General features: G+C 40.2%; 17 protein-coding genes and 1 pseudogene. 4 read left to right on the top strand and 14 right to left on the bottom strand.

Features of this window, described 5'->3' with window-relative positions; genetic code table 11:
• The first annotated feature begins 405 nt into the window (after positions 1-405).
• On the top strand, positions 406-726 hold the full coding sequence (locus tag NH454_RS05625) for a DUF2834 domain-containing protein (RefSeq protein WP_138557551.1): 321 nt from the start codon (positions 406-408) through the stop codon (positions 724-726).
• A 258-nt stretch (positions 727-984) separates the two neighbouring features.
• Here the strand turns inward: NH454_RS05625 and NH454_RS05620 are convergent, their stop codons facing one another.
• Positions 985-1,890 carry a LysR family transcriptional regulator gene (locus NH454_RS05620; RefSeq protein ID WP_253038452.1) on the bottom strand — a complete coding sequence of 302 codons (906 nt, stop codon included), beginning with the start codon at positions 1,888-1,890 and terminating at the stop codon, positions 985-987.
• A 105-nt stretch (positions 1,891-1,995) separates the two neighbouring features.
• Here NH454_RS05620 and accD point away from each other — a divergent pair, with 105 nt between their 5' ends.
• Positions 1,996-2,862 (top strand): acetyl-CoA carboxylase, carboxyltransferase subunit beta, encoded by an 867-nt coding sequence (accD, locus tag NH454_RS05615; RefSeq protein WP_253038450.1) that lies wholly within the window; start codon positions 1,996-1,998, stop codon positions 2,860-2,862.
• Positions 2,863-3,226: 364 nt separating this feature from the next.
• On the opposite strand, the pseudogene NH454_RS05610 reads toward accD, so the two are convergent.
• The 13 genes and pseudogenes from NH454_RS05610 to gyrA form a co-directional block, all read right to left on the bottom strand.
• Positions 3,227-3,346: pseudogene (locus NH454_RS05610) on the bottom strand (orotidine 5'-phosphate decarboxylase / HUMPS family protein); the annotation flags it as partial.
• Positions 3,347-3,493: 147 nt separating this feature from the next.
• Positions 3,494-3,934, bottom strand: coding sequence for a hypothetical protein (locus NH454_RS05605; protein WP_253038448.1), 441 nt, complete (start codon positions 3,932-3,934; stop codon positions 3,494-3,496).
• Between the two features lie 397 nt (positions 3,935-4,331).
• A complete protein-coding gene (locus NH454_RS05600; protein ID WP_253038446.1) occupies positions 4,332-4,892 on the bottom strand; it encodes a hypothetical protein in 561 nt (186 codons plus the stop codon).
• A gap of 108 nt (positions 4,893-5,000) precedes the next feature.
• Positions 5,001-5,966 (bottom strand): hypothetical protein, encoded by a 966-nt coding sequence (locus NH454_RS05595; protein ID WP_253038445.1) that lies wholly within the window; start codon positions 5,964-5,966, stop codon positions 5,001-5,003.
• A 367-nt stretch (positions 5,967-6,333) separates the two neighbouring features.
• Positions 6,334-7,038 carry an orotidine-5'-phosphate decarboxylase gene (gene pyrF, locus NH454_RS05590; RefSeq protein ID WP_062564454.1) on the bottom strand — a complete coding sequence of 235 codons (705 nt, stop codon included), beginning with the start codon at positions 7,036-7,038 and terminating at the stop codon, positions 6,334-6,336.
• Between the two features lie 32 nt (positions 7,039-7,070).
• Entirely contained in the window at positions 7,071-8,207 is a 1,137-nt protein-coding gene (lapB, locus tag NH454_RS05585; protein WP_135924712.1) for a lipopolysaccharide assembly protein LapB, read from the bottom strand.
• A gap of 2 nt (positions 8,208-8,209) precedes the next feature.
• Positions 8,210-8,491 carry a LapA family protein gene (locus NH454_RS05580; protein ID WP_054551349.1) on the bottom strand — a complete coding sequence of 94 codons (282 nt, stop codon included), beginning with the start codon at positions 8,489-8,491 and terminating at the stop codon, positions 8,210-8,212.
• A 20-nt stretch (positions 8,492-8,511) separates the two neighbouring features.
• Positions 8,512-8,799 carry an integration host factor subunit beta gene (ihfB, locus tag NH454_RS05575; protein WP_036968575.1) on the bottom strand — a complete coding sequence of 96 codons (288 nt, stop codon included), beginning with the start codon at positions 8,797-8,799 and terminating at the stop codon, positions 8,512-8,514.
• Positions 8,800-8,864: 65 nt separating this feature from the next.
• Complete coding sequence (rpsA, locus tag NH454_RS05570) at positions 8,865-10,532, bottom strand: 30S ribosomal protein S1 (protein ID WP_063528811.1); 1,668 nt, start codon at positions 10,530-10,532, stop codon at positions 8,865-8,867.
• A gap of 92 nt (positions 10,533-10,624) precedes the next feature.
• Positions 10,625-11,338 (bottom strand): (d)CMP kinase, encoded by a 714-nt coding sequence (gene cmk, locus NH454_RS05565; RefSeq protein WP_135924714.1) that lies wholly within the window; start codon positions 11,336-11,338, stop codon positions 10,625-10,627.
• A gap of 104 nt (positions 11,339-11,442) precedes the next feature.
• On the bottom strand, positions 11,443-12,723 hold the full coding sequence (gene aroA, locus NH454_RS05560) for a 3-phosphoshikimate 1-carboxyvinyltransferase (RefSeq protein ID WP_253038444.1): 1,281 nt from the start codon (positions 12,721-12,723) through the stop codon (positions 11,443-11,445).
• Complete coding sequence (gene serC, locus NH454_RS05555) at positions 12,724-13,812, bottom strand: 3-phosphoserine/phosphohydroxythreonine transaminase (RefSeq protein WP_138557556.1); 1,089 nt, start codon at positions 13,810-13,812, stop codon at positions 12,724-12,726.
• A 69-nt stretch (positions 13,813-13,881) separates the two neighbouring features.
• Positions 13,882-16,578, bottom strand: coding sequence for a DNA topoisomerase (ATP-hydrolyzing) subunit A (gyrA, locus tag NH454_RS05550; RefSeq protein WP_253038443.1), 2,697 nt, complete (start codon positions 16,576-16,578; stop codon positions 13,882-13,884).
• A 176-nt stretch (positions 16,579-16,754) separates the two neighbouring features.
• Between gyrA and ubiG the strand changes: the two genes are divergently transcribed.
• Entirely contained in the window at positions 16,755-17,465 is a 711-nt protein-coding gene (gene ubiG / locus NH454_RS05545; RefSeq protein ID WP_199526442.1) for a bifunctional 2-polyprenyl-6-hydroxyphenol methylase/3-demethylubiquinol 3-O-methyltransferase UbiG, read from the top strand.
• On the top strand, positions 17,465-18,139 hold the full coding sequence (locus NH454_RS05540) for an HAD-IA family hydrolase (protein ID WP_199526441.1): 675 nt from the start codon (positions 17,465-17,467) through the stop codon (positions 18,137-18,139). The genes ubiG and NH454_RS05540 overlap by 1 nt, the downstream gene beginning before the upstream one ends.
• Positions 18,140-18,150: the final 11 nt, after the last annotated feature.

Below are 18,150 nucleotides of genomic sequence, written 5' to 3'. Positions count from 1 at the left end.
CGTTACATTGTCAGAGCCGCTACTTTATTCAGGCTCCTAGGATCATCTGGTGATACAGATGGTTCACTCATTAAGCGGTGAACAGCGCTTCATACGACTTCACGTCGCACGCCCCAAAACGTGTTAAGGCGAATTACTCAAAAGAGCGAACTTCGGCCATTCAAAATTGCTTTTCTATTTCGTAAAAGTATATTGCTCGCATAGTCAAGAAAACGACCCAATCGCACGTTTTTGTTCCGTGACAAAAGCTAAAACCACTGTGTTTTAGTAGTATTGGCAATTAGTTAAGAAGTTTGTTACAAATGAGTCATTCTGAAAAGCGAATGACGCTGCGGTAGAAAAACGCGCGACTTGCTTGCTATAAACATGTTTGGATTTACAACAAAAATTAACAAGGATGACGAAATGGTAAGGTTTTATCTAATTCTTACTGTGCTAGGTGTATTGCTACCCTATGGAGCGTTTGTTCCTTGGCTAATAACCAATGGCTTAGATATAGGTCTTTTGTTCAGTGAAGCGGTCGCAAACCCGATTAGTATATTTGCTTGGCTTGATGTCTTAGTTACGGCGATTGTTTTGTTAGGTTTTGTCATAGTAGATGGCCAAAGACATAAAGTGAAGTATCGATATTTTGCCGTGCTGGGAACTTTATTAATTGGAGTGTCGTTTGGGCTCCCAATGTATCTTTACTTCAAAGAAAAACAATCTCTTCAACCACAGCCCTAACTTCGAGTCAGTCGGATCTGGGTCGGAACATTTATTCCTATTTCCTAATATATTCGTTACACAGTGCAGAGCATAGTACTGAGTTTTAACAAACATTTTTTGCTATTAGTTGAAAGCTTGTACTCAATTCATCCCAATTTAGTGCATCCTCCATAGTACAACCCGCAGCCTCACTTTTGTACAAAGACTTGCTTAGCCAATCACCTTCTCTAAAAAGTGGTTCAGACAAATCTTTTTATTGACATCTTTCTTTACTTATCAGCCTCTATCTAAACTTGCTTGGTGCTTTAAATGATCAATAAACACCGAGACCTTTTTTGCCAAGTATTTGCTGGAAGAGTAAAAGGCATACAAAACCAAATCTTCAGGCTCATATTCCATTTTCACTACTTCCAGAGAGCCAGAATCTATCTCATTGCGACAGGATTCGGTTGGCAGTATAGCAAAGCCCAGAGCTGCCAATGTGCCAGATTTAGCAAGATGCCCGCTATTGACCTTAAATGAAGACTTAACTTTTTGAGTAATAAGCTCACCTTTAGTATTTTTGAAAACCCAAGGTACTCCATTTAACGCAGTAAAAGTATTGATACACGGGACGTGCTTCAAGTCGGTAATCAGAAAAGGTCTAGGATAGGTCTTTAAGAGTTTTGGCGATGCCACAACAGTACTTGGCCAACGTTTTAACTCCTTAGCTACCCAATTATTATCTTCGAGCTTTCCTCGGTGAAAACTTAATATGATGTCAAACCCATCAAGTAAATCCTCTTTCGGGCTGATACTTGTATCGCAACATAGTGAAATTGAGGGATGCTTGGTACAAAAAGACACAACTGCTTGAGCTAAAGCAGGCGAGTCTGGCATTAAAACTCTAAGCTGCCCTATAACTTCATGAGAGTGCAGTTTCACTTCCTCAAGAGCATCATTAAGTTTGTCAAACAAAGGCTGTGTGCGTAAGTAGAGATGTTCTCCTGCATCTGTTGGAGCAATTCGGCGTGTGGTTCGGTTGAATAGCCGTATATCTAGTCGTTCTTCCAGCAAAGCAACATGACGACTGACATTTGATGTAGGCAAACTTAAAAATTCAGCAGCCCGTTTAAAACTGTTGTTCTCATAGACAGAGTGAAAACTTTTTAGCCACTGCTGGTCAATTTTATCAAGCACCATATTTTAATCCCATTTTGTTGGATTATAAAAACAATAAAGCACACTTTATTACCAAAGATAGGTCTATACAATACTTATCACTAAGGTTATATGAAAAGGATTCCGATGAGTTGGTTAGAAAAACTATTAGATAAGAAGAATATAATCAGTACACGTAAAGCTTCGATCCCAGAGGGAATTTGGACTAAATGCCCATCCTGTGATCAGATCTTATATCGCATTGCCCTCGAAGAAAATTTAGAGGTATGCCCAAAATGCGGTCATCATATGAGAATGTCGGCATGCCGCCGCTTAGACAGCTTTTTAGATAAAGGAGAGCGAATTGAGATTGCGAGTGAGCTTGAACCGAAGGACTTTCTGAATTTTAAAGATCTTAAACGCTACAAAGAACGCCTAGCTCTAGCCCAGAAAAGTACTGGAGAAAAAGATGCCTTAGTAGCGATAAAAGGAAAACTTATGGGCTTACCTGTTGTTGCTTGCGCATTCGAGTTTTCTTTTATGGCAGGCTCGATGGGCTCAGTTGTAGGTGCACGTTTTGTTCAGGCAGTTGAAGCTGCTGTAGATGCAAATTGTGGATTAGTTTGCTTTTCAGCGAGTGGCGGCGCTCGTATGCAAGAGTCTCTGATATCGTTAGTGCAAATGTCAAAAACTAGTGCTGCGTTAAATCGTTTATCCAGTAAAGGCTTACCATATATTTCTGTATTAACAGACCAAACACTGGGTGGCGTTTCAGCGAGTTTAGCCATGCTTGGGGATATTAATATTGGTGAACCGAAAGCGATTATCGGCTTTGCTGGACGACGCGTGATAGAACAAACCGTTCGGGAGAAATTACCCGAGGGCTTTCAGCGGAGCGAGTTCCTCTTAGAGCATGGCGCTATAGATATTATTATGGATAGGCGTGAGATGCGTAAACGAGTTGGTGGATTGCTGGCTAAAATGACAAATACAACTATTCCTTTAAACCCATAATTTATAGGTTCTGTAACGAAGCAGAGCTAGCTAACTGGATAAAGCTCACTCTAATATGTATAAAACCATTTAGAGGTATTCAAAGTTATAAAGCCATTTATGCCTAGAACTTTCTATTGCGACCACCGCTAATAAAAGTAGTCTTAGACGTTTTTGGATACAAAAAGTTACCTGAAAGCAGGATTGTAGAGCATTTACGTTAAGTCGATTCTATCCAAAAACGAGTTTACTCAACCTCCTGATTCTCGCTTGTAGATAACCAAGAGTATTTTTCAAACTACCAACAAACGAAAAGAGCATTGTATATAGCGCGATATAATTCTCGCTTACAATGCTCTTTAAAGACTATTTTAAAATAACGAGGTTATTTTAGTGAATCGTTAATTTCTTTTAGTGTTGCAACTGGGTCTGCCGATTGGGTAATTGGGCGACCTACAACTAAATAGTCGCTACCATCTTCAACGGCTTGTTTTGGTGTCATGATGCAATATCACCACCTTTTCTATAGTTAAGCGAGCACCTTTTGAGTGATCCTCGTCTTTAATTATTTCACCACTTTCAGAACCTATCGTTCCTATGGTTTCTCCGTTATCGACTTCACTCCACACATCACACCTTTTAGTTTGAAAAATTAGTTTCGGGTAATAACAATATCGCATTTATACCCACCCATTTCGCTTTCTAAATTATCACTATTATATAAAGTATATTTACCGGGAACTGTGAAAACAATCTCATTATACCCATTAGCTTCCCAGCGAAAACCCATGGTTTCGGGGGTTAAGCTGATTAAACTTGTAGCTTTAAGCTGAGAAGTAGACATTAAACTTTTCATTCCTTTTGGAGCACTATCGACAACTAAAAATAACCATCTGCTATCGGGTTCACGATAAATAGCTAACTCTTTAAATGAGTTCTCTCCAAACAAAATAGAGACGCTACCGTTTACGCTAATTTCATTAGGGCTACAGTCAAAATGCTTTGGTGAATAAGCCCAAACAGTGTCAGGCGATTCATTTCCTTGTATAGCTAAACAAGTAAATGAAACTAATAAAAATAGATATTTACTCAAAATAATCCTTAGCAACTGTTAACTATATTAAGCTAGAAATAAAATAGATAACTCAGTAAAGCTAATACTTTTCATCAATCAAAAGCCCTTCAATGTATGTAGATTGGAACCATACCTTATGGGGGAAGGAAAAACTCGAGCACTTTCTATACATAGTTCTTTCTACGATACTAGGCTAGCACCCCAGCTCTCCATCAAATGATATATATAAATATGAAACAGAAAAAATTACATACTCAATAACCAGTGAGATTTCTGAAATTGCGAATACAATTTTCCCATGTCCTAATATTTATCCTTACGAATAACCTTAAAGAGTTTTTGAAATTCGGCAAACTAAAGAGAGTTTTAGTACAACTTATCCTTCAGTTAGCTAACGCCCAAAGCCGTGGCGCGTTTACGTATCCAACTGTCTTTGCTTGTTTGCTGTGAATGCCAATATAGGTGCGATAATTGTTGAAATAACACCTACTATGGAAACCACACCAAGTACCTTGAATGTACCCTCATTTACATCGAGGCTGGTAATCATGGTAACTGTAATTTGAGCAGCAAATATACTTGCTGAGATTGAAATTACTCTGACAGCTGAAATGGTTGAATTATAGGTTTTCACCAATAACATTAGAGAACAGTGTGCAAAGCAAAAGCCGATGACTAACAGGCTGAAACTCAATTTCAGAAACTCCTCAGATTCAGGTGCTTCCCAAGTGGTAACAACAGCACTGAGTAGCCCAACAAAGGTGACACCTAAGCCAAGCTTGCCAAAAACAGAATATTTGCCCTCAATGATTGAATTGCAACACAAACCTATAATGCTATAGATAGTAAACGCAAGCGTCGTAAACAGTATTCTAATTTGTAGCTCGTCGAATATACCGTTTAACAATACAGCAATGCCTAGCAGGCCAGCAACTACAAGCGATATAACCAATCCATAAATAAAGTATTTCTTCATTCTGTCTCCTTAAAAGCGAACTCATTAAAAGAGCGCATAAGTGTTGTCTAAAGCTAGCGAAGAACGAGCGTACACCAAGCGTTTTGTATCCTTACCTTAATTGATTTGTTATCTATTTTTTCTATACCTTTGCCACCACCCGTTATTTCTCTCCCTAACTTCTTCTAGCTCAATTTCCTTTAACATATCTTCTGTCCATTGATTGTTAGGCGCTTTTCTTAAAATCCATTTTAATGGAAATGCAGCATTAGCTATTTGGTATAAACTTGGTACATCTGGGAAATTTACATACTTTCTTTTTGTACAATGAGGCTGTTCAATAAATAACTGTTCTGAATTTTTTACTTGAACTTTATGTTCTTCTTCTAACATCAGAACTGAACTCTTGGGCAAGAACTCCCAGTATTTTATAGTTGCTAAAGGAGTACCAAATTCTATTCTGTTTGGATGATTATTAAAATCTTCTATTTTAGGATATTTTTTTGATTTTTTTCTAAGGCCAAATAATCCTCTTTCATAATCAACTTTTAGGTAGTCAACATGCCCTAGAAGCAAGTCAAATGATTTTCTTCTAAAAACTGGAACAGCAACTATTGGGTCAGTAACATTAGGATCTATTGTATTTGTTATTTCAAAAGATGTAGTAGCTCTAATTTTTTGGCTTTCAGTTATTTCCAAACTTTTAACAATATTATGTTTCAACTTTTCGGAAATTTCATATTTAACTTTTGCGCTAATAGAGTTTTTTTTACTAAAACCTAAATGCGCAGCTAACTCTGAAGCAAATCTAGCCGTTGATTCACTCTCAAAAAGAAACTTTTCTATTGAGTTAATTTGCTTAACTTCTTCAAGCTCAAAACTAGAAGATATCACATGTTGAGAGCCTACACCTTTTGGTGATTTGTATACAGCTAATGACTCTCCAACTTGGTGTGGTTCATTTAGAATTCTTTCATTTAATTGAAAATGACATCTTACAATTCTGAATGAAGTCCCCTTATCATTCAATGCTTCCCATGCATTTTCCTCTATGAGGTCAACAGAAAAGGGGACTGACAGTTGAATTCTTCTCATTTTAAATATCCTTATTACAAATACGTTATTTATTGCAAGTTACCTTACAGTTAAAACCGTATTAATGATAATTTATACTGACAGTCAATATATAAATTGCCAGAATTATAAAATACGTTTATTAATAAACTACATTTAGAAATAGTGGATTACAATTATTTTAACTTCGTAAAATACATAAAAACTCAATAAGAAACATTCTTTTAAACAATAATAGCGAATATTTATTAATAAATTAAAGAGAGTATAGGATATTTGGCTTAAATTATTTTATTCGTGATAGCAACAAACAAAAAGAGCACTGTATTTAGCGCGATATAATTCTCGCTTACAATGCTCTTTAAAGTCTACTTTAAAATAACAAAGGTTATTTTAGTGAGTCGTTAATTTCTTTTAGTGTTGCAACTGGGTCTGCCGATTGAGTGATTGGGCGGCCTACAACTAAATAGTCGCTACCATCTTCTACGGCTTGTTTTGGTGTCATGATGCGCTTTTGGTCACCTGCATCGCTGCCTGCTGGGCGAATACCCGGGGTAACTAGTTTAAAGTCTGCGCCAAGTTCTGCTTTTAGCTTTTTCGCTTCTTGTGCTGAGCACACTACCCCGTCAAGGCCTGATTCTTTAGCAAGCTTTGCTAGGTAAATCACTTGCTCTTCTGGTGTTTTATCTACACCTAAACGAGTAAGCTCTGCGGCATCCATACTAGTAAGTACAGTTACTGCAATCAGTAATGGAGCATCATCACCAAACTGCTCTAAAGCTTGTTTTGCTTTGGTCATCATTTCAACGCCACCAGAGGCATGCACGTTAACCATCCATACACCCATTTTTGCAGCAGCGGTTACAGCTTTAGCCACTGTGTTTGGAATATCGTGAAATTTTAGGTCTAAGAATACATCAAAACCTAAGTCGATTAGTTCCTTAACAAAGCTAGGACCAAAATACGTGAACATTTCTTTGCCTACTTTAAGGCGACACGTATCAGGCGATAATTGCTTTACAAACGCAAGAGCTGTTTGTTGATCATCGTAATCAAGGGCAATTAATACTTTTTTTGAATCTTCGACAGACATAACTTTCCTAAAAACTAATGGACTAATATGAATTAAAAACCGTCTATGCCACGGCTTGGAACAATTGTTTCCCAGTGCTTACACGATGGACATACCCAATAAATGGTATGACTGGTAAAGCCACAGTGCTGGCACTGAAAATCAGGTTTGGTTGCGATATAAGATGTTACTAGCTTATCAATTTGATCGAGTACATCTTTAATATCGTTGTTTTGCTTGGCAAGTAGCTGTAATAAAAAGCTAAAGCCACGAATAGTCGGATGACGCTTTAAACTATCCGTTAAAAATTTAATTGCTTGCTCGATATGGCCTTGTTCAAGTAAAGCTTGGCAATGTTTTATTTTTATTAATACACCACCTTTATCGAGCAACTCGTTGAGTAACTCATGAAATTGATGGGTTAAGTTTAATTTTTGATAACTAACTGCAAGCTCTTCAATAAAAACCGGCGCAAAAAATGTAAATTGGCTAATAAGCTCGCGCCAATAATAAATTGCTTTTACATAATCTTCATTGGTAAAGGCACTGTGGCCAAGCTCATACAATGGGCGAATGGCTTTATGGTTTAAGCTTATGGCTTTACGCATAATTTGCGTATCGTTATCTTGTAAGGCTGCTTCGCAGTAAAAATTAGCAATGGCTTTCACATGCTGAGGTTTAGTAAATAAATCACTGTGCGCCTCGAACATGTTAATGCCCTTTTCCCATTCACGAGTTTGTGAATAAAGGTTAATAATTGGCTCTAGTGCCTCTTTATGCCCTGCCTTTACAAGCCACACTAAATGCTCTTCTGCGCCGTCTAGCAAACCTGCCATAATATAATCTTCAGCAAGTTCTAGACGACTGGTTGCAGCTTGTTGTTCATCAAGGCTTGGATGTTTTAATAGCAGCTCATGAATTTTAATTGCGCGATCAAGCTCGCCGCGGCGGCGAAACATGGTGGCCAGTGTTGAATAATGCTCAACTGAGTCAGCTGCAACTTCGAGTAGATTAATAAGGTGTTCTAAGCCCTGGTCTTCTTCTCTGTCTAAGAGAAATTTAAGGCCTTTAGAATATTCAGAGGTAATTTGGCGGTTAAGCTGATGAGCTTGGTTTTTAGCGCTGTTTTTGCCCATTATCCAACCGTAACCGGCTGCAACGGGTAAAAGTAAAAACAGAAGCTCAATCATGATTAGGTGTCTTTATTAGCAACAAGCTTTTTATTGTTTTTTTCAGGCGCTAATTTCTTCTTTAAGCGATAATTCTGCCACTTTAACTGAGAAAACAGTGTAAAGCTTATAAAACAACCAATTGCGACACCTAAAATAAAGCAGATACTTATTACAACAGCTAGGGGTAAGGTATTACTGGCGATTAAATAATTGATTTGCACCAATTGTGGATTCTGTGAACCAAGTACAAACGCAATAAATAAACACAGCGCAATTAATACAATTTTTAATACCCTAAACAAGTAACTACTCCTGTATAAAACTAGGCAATACTCGCATTTACGCGGTCACGTAATTCTTTACCTGGTTTAAAATGTGGTACGTGCTTACCGTCTAACTCAACTGTTTCGCCAGTCTTTGGATTACGACCTGTGCGAGGAGAACGATAATGCAATGAGAAACTTCCAAAGCCACGGATCTCGATGCGATCTGAGCTAGATAATGAGCCGGCCATTTGTTCAAGAATTTCTTTAACGGCATTTTCAACATCTTTCACAGGGATGTGTGCGTGTTGCTCAGCAAGTTGTTCTATCAATTCTGACTTAGTCATAGCGTTTCCTTAAAGAGTGGTAAAGGAAGGGCAAAGCTGCCCTTCCAATTTAAAAAGACTAGATATTAGTCTTTTTGAGCATTTTTGAATGCTGCAGCCATAGCGTTTTCGAACGCTGGCTCTTCTTTCTTAAGCTTCTCTAGTACTTCTTTCTCTTCTGCTTCGAAAAGAGCTTTAACAGATAAGCTTAAAGTGCGGTTCTTACGATCAACACCAACGTATTTCGCTTCGATTTCGTCGCCTACAGAAACTACAGTAGTAGCATCTTCAACGCGCTCTTGAGCGATATCAGCTACACGGATGTAACCTTCAACGCCTTCGATTAGCTCAACAGTTGCGCCTTTCGCATCAACTTCAGTCACTTTACCTTTAACAATAGCACCTTTTTTGTTTGCGTCCAGGTAGTTATTGAATGGGTCAGCTTCGATTTGTTTAACGCCTAGAGAGATACGCTCACGCTCTGGGTCAACTTGTAATACGATAGCAGTGATTTCGTCGCCTTTCTTGAATTCACGTACAGCTTCTTCGCCTGGTGTGTTCCAAGAAATATCTGAAAGGTGAACAAGACCGTCAATACCGCCTTCAAGACCGATGAAGATACCGAAGTCAGTGATTGATTTGATCTTACCAGTAACTTGATCGCCTTTGTTTTGTAGACGAGCAAATTCTTGCCATGGGTTAGCAATACATTGCTTAAGACCAAGAGAAATACGACGACGCTCTTCGTCGATTTCAAGAACCATAACTTCAACAGTGTCACCTAGTGAAACAACTTTTGAAGGGTGGATGTTCTTGTTAGTCCAATCCATTTCAGAAACGTGTACTAGACCTTCTACGCCTTCTTCGATTTCAACGAAACAACCGTAGTCAGTAAGGTTAGTTACACGACCAGAAAGCTTAGAACCTTCTGGGTAACGACCAGCGATAGCTGCCCATGGATCTTCGCCAAGCTGTTTAAGGCCTAGAGATACACGAGTCTTTTCTTTGTCGAATTTAAGAACTTTAACTGCGATTTCGTCGCCAACATTAACGATTTCTGAAGGGTGCTTAACACGCTTCCACGCCATGTCTGTGATGTGTAGTAGACCGTCAACACCACCAAGGTCAACGAACGCACCGTAGTCAGTAAGGTTCTTAACGATACCTTTAACTTCTTGACCTTCAACAAGGTTAGCAAGAAGCTCTTCACGCTCTTGTGAGTTTTCTGATTCGATAACTGCACGGCGAGAAACAACAACGTTGTTACGTTTTTGGTCAAGCTTGATTACTTTGAACTCAAGCTCTTTACCTTCAAGGTGAGTTGTGTCACGTACTGGACGAACATCAACAAGTGAACCAGGTAGGAAGGCACGGATTGAATCAACTTCAACAGTGAAACCGCCTTTAACTTTACCGTTGATAACACCAGTAACAGTCTCTTGCTCTTCACATGCTTTTTCTAAGCGGATCCACGCTTCGTGACGCTTCGCTTTCTCACGAGAAAGGATAGTTTCGCCGAAACCGTCTTCGATTGCGTCTAAAGCAACATCTACTTCGTCGCCAACAGCAACTTCTAGTTCACCAGCAGCATTTTTGAATTGCTCAGCAGGGATTGCACTTTCAGATTTAAGACCAGCATCAACAAGTACGATGTTGTTCTCGATTGAGATAACTGTACCTTTAACGATAGAGCCTTGCTCTGCTTCAAAACCCTTTAGGCTTTCTTCAAATAACTGCGCAAAATTTTCTGACATTATACGTCTCTAAATAATTAAATAACCAATTAGCAACCATGCTGCATGGGGTTGTTAAAATCGCGCTAGCATCCTGCCGGCACCTTATAAATTTACTTTTTAGCTTTTGGAAGCTTTCCTGCAAGTACTGCTTCGTCGAGTAAAGTTACTACTTTATCAAACACTTGCATCGCATCAAAATCGCTAGTATCGATTTCAATGGCGTCTTCTGCAGGCACTAATGGCGCAACCTCACGTGTCATATCACGGTGATCTCGCGCTTTTATGTCCTCAAGTAGACCACTTAGTGTAACATCAAGACCGCGTTCATTCAACTCAGCAAAGCGACGACGTGCGCGCTCTTCAGCTGTAGCAGTTAAATATATTTTCAACGGTGCATCAGGAAACACAACAGTGCCCATATCACGACCATCAGCAATTAAGCCATTTTCTGTACGAAATGCACGCTGACGGCGTAATAATGCTTCTCTCACTCGTGGTAACGCTGCTATTTTCGATGCAGCTGCACCCACTTCTTCATTACGAATCGTGGTTGTGACGTCTTCGCCTTCCAACACAATTTTCGATGTGTGAGTGTGGCTATCAACCAAAAACTGCACATCTAAGTTTGCTGCAAGTGGTACTAATGCATCTTCATTATCTAATTCAATCTGATGGTGAAGCGCAGCAAGTGACAGCACACGGTAAATCGCACCGCTGTCTAATACATCCCAACCTAATTTCTCGGCTAACAAGCGACATACAGTTCCCTTACCTGAACCGCTTGGACCATCGATGGTGATTACGGGCATTGATAACGCCTGCATTTATAACCTCCTGCAATGCACACCAAAATAAAACCGGAATATTATACGCCAGTTATTAAAATAGATCCGCACTTAGAGTGTAACTTTTTATATTTTCTTCTGTTTTATTGACTTGAGACAGACTCTAGAACTTTGAAGAATGTAGGAAACGTTTTATACGTACACTTAGGATCGTTAATGGTTATCGGCTTGCCACCCACTGCAACCATCGCAAAACACATTGCTATACGGTGATCGTTGTAGGTATCAATCGCAACATCATTAAATGTGTCAGGTGGAGTAATTTCGATAAAATCTTCACCTTCTACAACCTCTGCACCTACTTTTCTCAGTTCGGTTGCCATTGCATATAAACGGTCGGTTTCTTTAACACGCCAGTTATAGATGTTACGAATCGCCGTTTTACCCTTTGCAAAAAGTGCTACAGTTGCCAGTGTCATGGCCGCATCAGGTATTGCGTTAGCATCAATATCTACAGCATTCAGCTCGCCTTTGCGAACCACCAGCTTTTCATCGTACCAATCGATTTTTGCGCCCACTTGTTCCATAACTTTGGCAAAGCCAATATCACCTTGAACAGACGCCGCACCTACCCCATTAATTTCAATTTCGCCGCCCGCTATTGCAGCTGCAGCAACGAAATAAGAAGCACTTGATGCATCACCTTCAACCATAATACGCTCAAGTGCTTGATACTGCTGACAGCCTTTTACATAAAACGTTTCGTAGTTGTCATGGCTTACAGTAACACCGAAACGCTTCATCACATCAAGGGTAATATCAATGTAAGGTTTAGATACCAGCGTGCCTTCAATGGTAATTTCTGTGTCGCCATTAAATAACGGTGCTGCCATTAATAGTGCTGTTAAAAACTGGCTTGAAATACTGCCATCAATGGCTACTTTACCACCATTGATTTTACCGCCTTTAATAGCCAGTGGTGGATAGTCTTTATGTTTAAGGTATTCAACATCACCGCCAAGTGCTTGCAATGCATCAACCAAATGGCCGATTGGGCGCTCTTCCATACGTGGCTCACCCACTAGCTGGTATTCACCTTCTACTGCCGCTAACACCGCTGTAAGAGGACGATAAGCTGTACCAGCATTACCTAAGAACAGTGGCTCACTTGGCGTTTTGAATTGACCAGCAACACCTTCAACGGTCGCCACTGTTTTGTCTTCATTAAGCGTAACATTAACACCTAATAATTTTAGTGCACCAAGCATATGACGGATATCGTCGCTATCAAGCAGGTTTTCGACCACTGTCGTGCCTTTAGCAAGCGCTGCTAAAAGTAAAATACGATTTGATAAGCTTTTTGAGCCGGGTAAGGTTACGCTACCATTAACTTTTGCAATAGGTTCAAGACGTAGTTGTTCCATTTAACTATTCTCCTTTGCAAACTTAGCCATAAAATCAACCAAGGCTTGCACGCCTTCAAGTGGCATTGCATTGTAAATACTTGCGCGCATACCACCGACAATACGGTGACCTTCAAGGGCTAATAAGCCAGCTTCTTTTGACTCACTAATGAATTTATCATTCAGCGATTCATCATTTAACCAAAACGGAACGTTCATACGCGAACGGCAATGCTTAGCAACTTTATTGCTATAAAAATCTGAGCTATCAATATAATTGTAAAGTAGCTCGGCTTTTGCGATGTTTTGCTCTTCCATCGCTTTAACGCCACCATTTGCTTCTAGCCATTCAAACACTTCAGCGGCTAAGTACCATGCAAATGTCGGTGGTGTGTTGTACATGCTGCCTTGTTTCGCTTCTAATGCGTAATCAAGAATACCTGGCTTTGCAAGACCTTCACGTTCAAGTAAGGTTTTACGGATAATTACAATAGATAAACCAGATGGGCCGATATTCTTTTGCGCACCAGCGTAAATAAGATCAAACTGATTTACATCAAATTCGCGCGATAAAATAGTCGACGACATATCAGCAACAATCGGTGCTGATGGGTGTGATGGTACGTCAAAAATTTCGATGCCATCTACGGTTTCATTCGGGCAATAGTGAATGTATGACGCATCAGCAGGTAATTCCCAGCTGCTTGCAGGCTTAATTGAAAACTGACCATTTTGCTGTTCATCATCACGTACGTTGATACTTTGAACTGTGGTGAATTTTGCCGCTTCTTCTGTTGCACCTTTCGACCACACGCCATTTTCACAGTAAATAGCTGGCTTACCATCAAGGTGAAGATTCAGTGGCACAGCACTAAATTGACCACGACCACCGCCATGCATAAATAATACTTCAAACTCATCGCTAATATTCATTAAGCGACGCAGGCTTGCTTCACATTTAGCAGTAAGCGCTAAAAAGTCGCTGCTGCGATGGCTAATTTCCATCACAGATACACCTAAACCTTGCCAATCAATAAATTCTTTTTGTGCTTTTTGCATAACTGCCGGCGGTAGCATTGCCGGTCCTGCACAAAAATTATATTTAGTCATTACTTTGCCTCATTCCAGTAATTATAGTGCGGATAAAAAAAGCGGCCGAAGCCGCTTTTTAAATCAATGTTATTCTGAAGGTGGGTTATCACCCGCTTCTTCAGGATTAGTATCGACTACTTCAACGGCCTCGCCTTCGATGGCTGCAAGCTCATCAACTTCGATTTCTTCGATACGTTGTAAACCAACTACTTGCTCTTCGTCAATAGTTCGTATCAAAATAACGCCTTGAGTATTACGACCAACCGTAGAAACCTCATTTACACGAGTACGTACAAGTGTACCGCGATTAGAGATAATCATGATTTCGTCGTTTTCATCAACCTGTACTGCACCAACCACAGCGCCGTTACGTTCGCTAACTTTGATTGATACAACACCTTGTGTTGCACGGCTCTTCGATGGGTAATCTTCAAGTGCTGTACGCTTACCGTAACCGTTTTCTGTCACAGTTAGGATTGCACCATCTGATTTAGGAACGATTAACGATACAACGCGTTGATCGTCTGCCATCTTAATACCGCGAACACCTGTTGCTGTACGGCCCATTGGACGTACGCCTTTAAAGCGGATTTCCGGGTTACCGTTTTCATCAAGTACAGGGTTGCCGTTTTCGTCTAATACTTCAGACTCTTCAGCTTCTTTAAAGCGTACAACTTTACCAGCATCAGTAAATAGCATGATTTCATTCGTGCCATCTGTGATATCAACCCCAATTAGGCTATCGCCTTCATTAAGGTTAACGGCAATGATACCGCTCGCACGTTGGCGGCTATAAGCTGTTAATGGTGTTTTCTTAACTGTACCAAACGCAGTAGCCATGAAGATGTATTTATCTTCTTCGTACTCACGTACCGGTAAAATAGCAGTAATACGCTCATCTGCTTCAAGTGGTAATAGGTTAACAATTGGCTTACCACGCGCTGCACGGCTTGCTAAAGGTAACTGATATACTTTCAACCAGTATAAGCGGCCTGCAGTTGAGAAGCACAGAATTGTATCGTGTGTATTAGCAACCAATAGACGCTCGATGAAGTCTTCATCTTTCATCTTCGTTGCTGACTTACCTTTACCACCACGACGCTGTGCTTCGTAGTCAGATAATGGTTGATACTTAACGTAACCTTCGTGAGAAAGCGTTACTACAACGTCTTCTTCATTAATTAAGTCTTCAAGGCTGATATCGTGAGCAGCAGCGCTGATTTCAGTACGACGCTCATCACCATATTGTTCTTTAATTTCTACTAGCTCGTCACGGATAACTTCCATTAGACGCTCTGGGCTTGAAAGAATGTGTAAAAGCTCGGCAATTAGATCAAGTAACGTTTGGTACTCGTCTAAGATCTTCTCATGCTCAAGACCCGTTAGTTTGTGTAAACGTAGGTCAAGAATTGCTTGTGCTTGTTGCTCAGATAAATAGTATTGACCATCACGAATACCTAAATCTGCAGCTAACCAATCAGGGCGAGCAACGTTATCTTCACCAGCTTTTTCAAGCATAGCTTTAACAGTGCCTAGCTCCCAAGGGCGAGCTGTTAGTGCCACTTTAGCTTCAGCAGGTGTTGGTGACTTACGAATTAGTTCGATAATTGGGTCGATGTTCGCAAGAGCAATTGCTAAGCCTTCAAGCGTATGAGCACGGTCACGGGCTTTACGTAAATCGAATACTGTACGACGTGTAACAACTTCACGACGGTGAATGATAAACGCTTCAAGCATTTCTTTAAGGTTAAAGCACTTAGGTTGGTTGTTATCAAGTGCAACCATGTTCATACCAAACACAGTTTGTAACTGAGTTTGTGCATATAGGTTGTTTAAGATTACTTCACCAACATCACCACGTTTGATTTCGATAACGATACGCATACCGTCTTTATCTGATTCGTCACGTAGTGCGCTAATACCTTCAATTTTCTTATCTTTAACTAACTCAGCGATTTTTTCGATAAGACGCGCTTTGTTAACTTGATAAGGGATTTCGTGAACGATGATTGTTTCACGACCGGTTTTTTCGTCAACTTCGATTTCAGCACGAGCACGGATATATACTTTACCACGACCTGTTAGGTACGCTTGCTCAATGCCTTTTTTACCGTTGATAATCGCCGCAGTCGGGAAATCTGGACCCGGGATATATTCAATTAGATCAGCAATTGACATATCTGGGTTTTGAATAAGCGCTAAACAGCCGTTAATAACTTCTGTTAAGTTATGCGGAGGAATGTTCGTTGCCATACCAACCGCAATACCTGATGAACCATTTACTAGTAAGTTAGGTACTTTAGTAGGTAATACGTCAGGAATTTGCTCAGTACCATCATAGTTAGGTACGTAATCAACGGTTTCTTTTTCTAAGTCAGCTAATAATTCATGTGACATTTTCGCCATACGGACTTCCGTATAACGCATTGCTGCCGCAGAGTCACCGTCAACAGAACCGAAGTTACCTTGGCCGTCAACAAGCATATAGCGTAATGAGAAAGGCTGCGCCATACGAACGATGGTGTCATATACCGCGCTGTCGCCATGTGGGTGGTACTTACCGATTACATCACCAACAACACGTGCTGATTTCTTGTAAGGTTTATTCCAATCATTATTGAGTTCGTTCATTGCAAATAAAACACGACGGTGAACTGGCTTTAAGCCGTCACGTACGTCTGGCAATGCACGTCCAACGATTACACTCATTGCGTAATCAAGGTACGAATTTTTTAATTCATCTTCAATATTGACTGGCAGAATTTCATTGGCGAGATCAGTCATTTGATTTCACATTCCTTCAGTATTGACTCATAAAGAGGCACAATGCCGTCTTAAGAGCTTTAGTTATTATTTCCAGACCATGCTATCACAATTTATTTAGATTTACAGGCGCTAAATCTTTGCGATTTAGTAATTTCCCCCTATATAATGGCCTCAGATTGACGAGGAAGTTTTTTATGACCGAACATCAAAATGTAGATAATGCAGAAATTGCAAAGTTTGAAGCCATCGCAGAACGTTGGTGGGACCGCGACGGAGAGTTCAAACCTCTTCATGAAATAAATCCTCTTCGCTTGGATTTTGTCGCCGATAAAGTAGGCGGCTTATTTGATAAGGAAACCTTAGATGTTGGCTGTGGTGGCGGCATCTTAAGTGAAAGCATGGCGCGCATGGGCGCTAAAGTAACCGGCATCGATATGGGCCAAGAGCCACTTACCGTTGCTAAGTTACACAGTTTAGAAACAGGTGTCCCTGTTGACTATATAAAAGTACCAGCAGAACAGTTTGCGGCTGAGCACCCTGCTCGCTTTGACGTTATTACCTGTATGGAAATGCTAGAACATGTTCCAGATCCTGCGTCTATTATTCGTGCTGTAGCAGAACTTGCTAAACCGGGCGCCGATGTCTTCTTTTCAACATTAAATAAAACACCAAAAGCTTATTTATTTGCCATTGTGGGTGCAGAAAAGCTTTTAAAAATGGTGCCTGAAGGTACCCATGACCATAAAAAGTTTATCAAACCTGCACAACTTATTGCCTGGGCTGAAGAAGCGGGATTAAAAGTAAGAGCCAGCACAGGCCTGAACTATAACCCGTTCTCTAAGCAGTACAGTTTAAATGATGATGTAAGTGTTAATTACATCCTGCACTTTGAGAAATTAGCCTAATGAGTGGTGTAAACGCACCCTCTATCGATTTTGATGCTTTTATTTTTGATCTCGATGGTACGCTCCTTGATACCGCCGATGATCTGGGTCATGCATTAAATCGTGTATTAGCCGATGCAGATATTGCCCCAGTCGCTGAACATATTTATCGTCCTGCAGCTTCAAACGGAGCCAATGCATTATTAGAGATTGGTTTTGGTGATAAGTGGCCTGATGTAGAACAACTGGCTTTACGTCAACAGTTACTCGATTATTACGCTGATGATATTGCCGTACACAGTAAATGCTTCAACGGCATCGAGCAGCTTTTAATTGCACTTGAGCAAAACAATATTAAGTGGGGCATTATGACCAATAAGCCCGGCTTTTTAACTGAGCCCTTAGTGCAAGCGATCCCATCTTTAAGCAATGCTCAAGCCGTTGTCAGTGGCGATACATTAGCTGTTTCAAAACCATCACCGGATCCACTGTTACATACAGCTGAGATCTTAGCGGTTGATCCAACTCGTTGTTTGTATATCGGTGATGCTGAGCGAGATATTCAAGCTGCAAAAGCAGCTAATATGTACAGTGCAACGGCGCTTTGGGGTTACATACCGAGTGTTGACGCTGCGCTTGGCTGGCAGGCAGATTTTAATTGGCATTCGCCAATTGATGGCTTTAACCATATATAGTGTTATTTATT

Origin of the sequence: Pseudoalteromonas sp. Ps84H-4 (genome assembly GCF_024124645.1) — a bacterium.
GTDB classification, from domain to species: Bacteria; Pseudomonadota; Gammaproteobacteria; order Enterobacterales; family Alteromonadaceae; genus Pseudoalteromonas; species Pseudoalteromonas lipolytica_C.
Note: the sequence above shows the minus strand (reverse complement) of the source record. Positions and strands in the feature narration are given on the sequence as shown.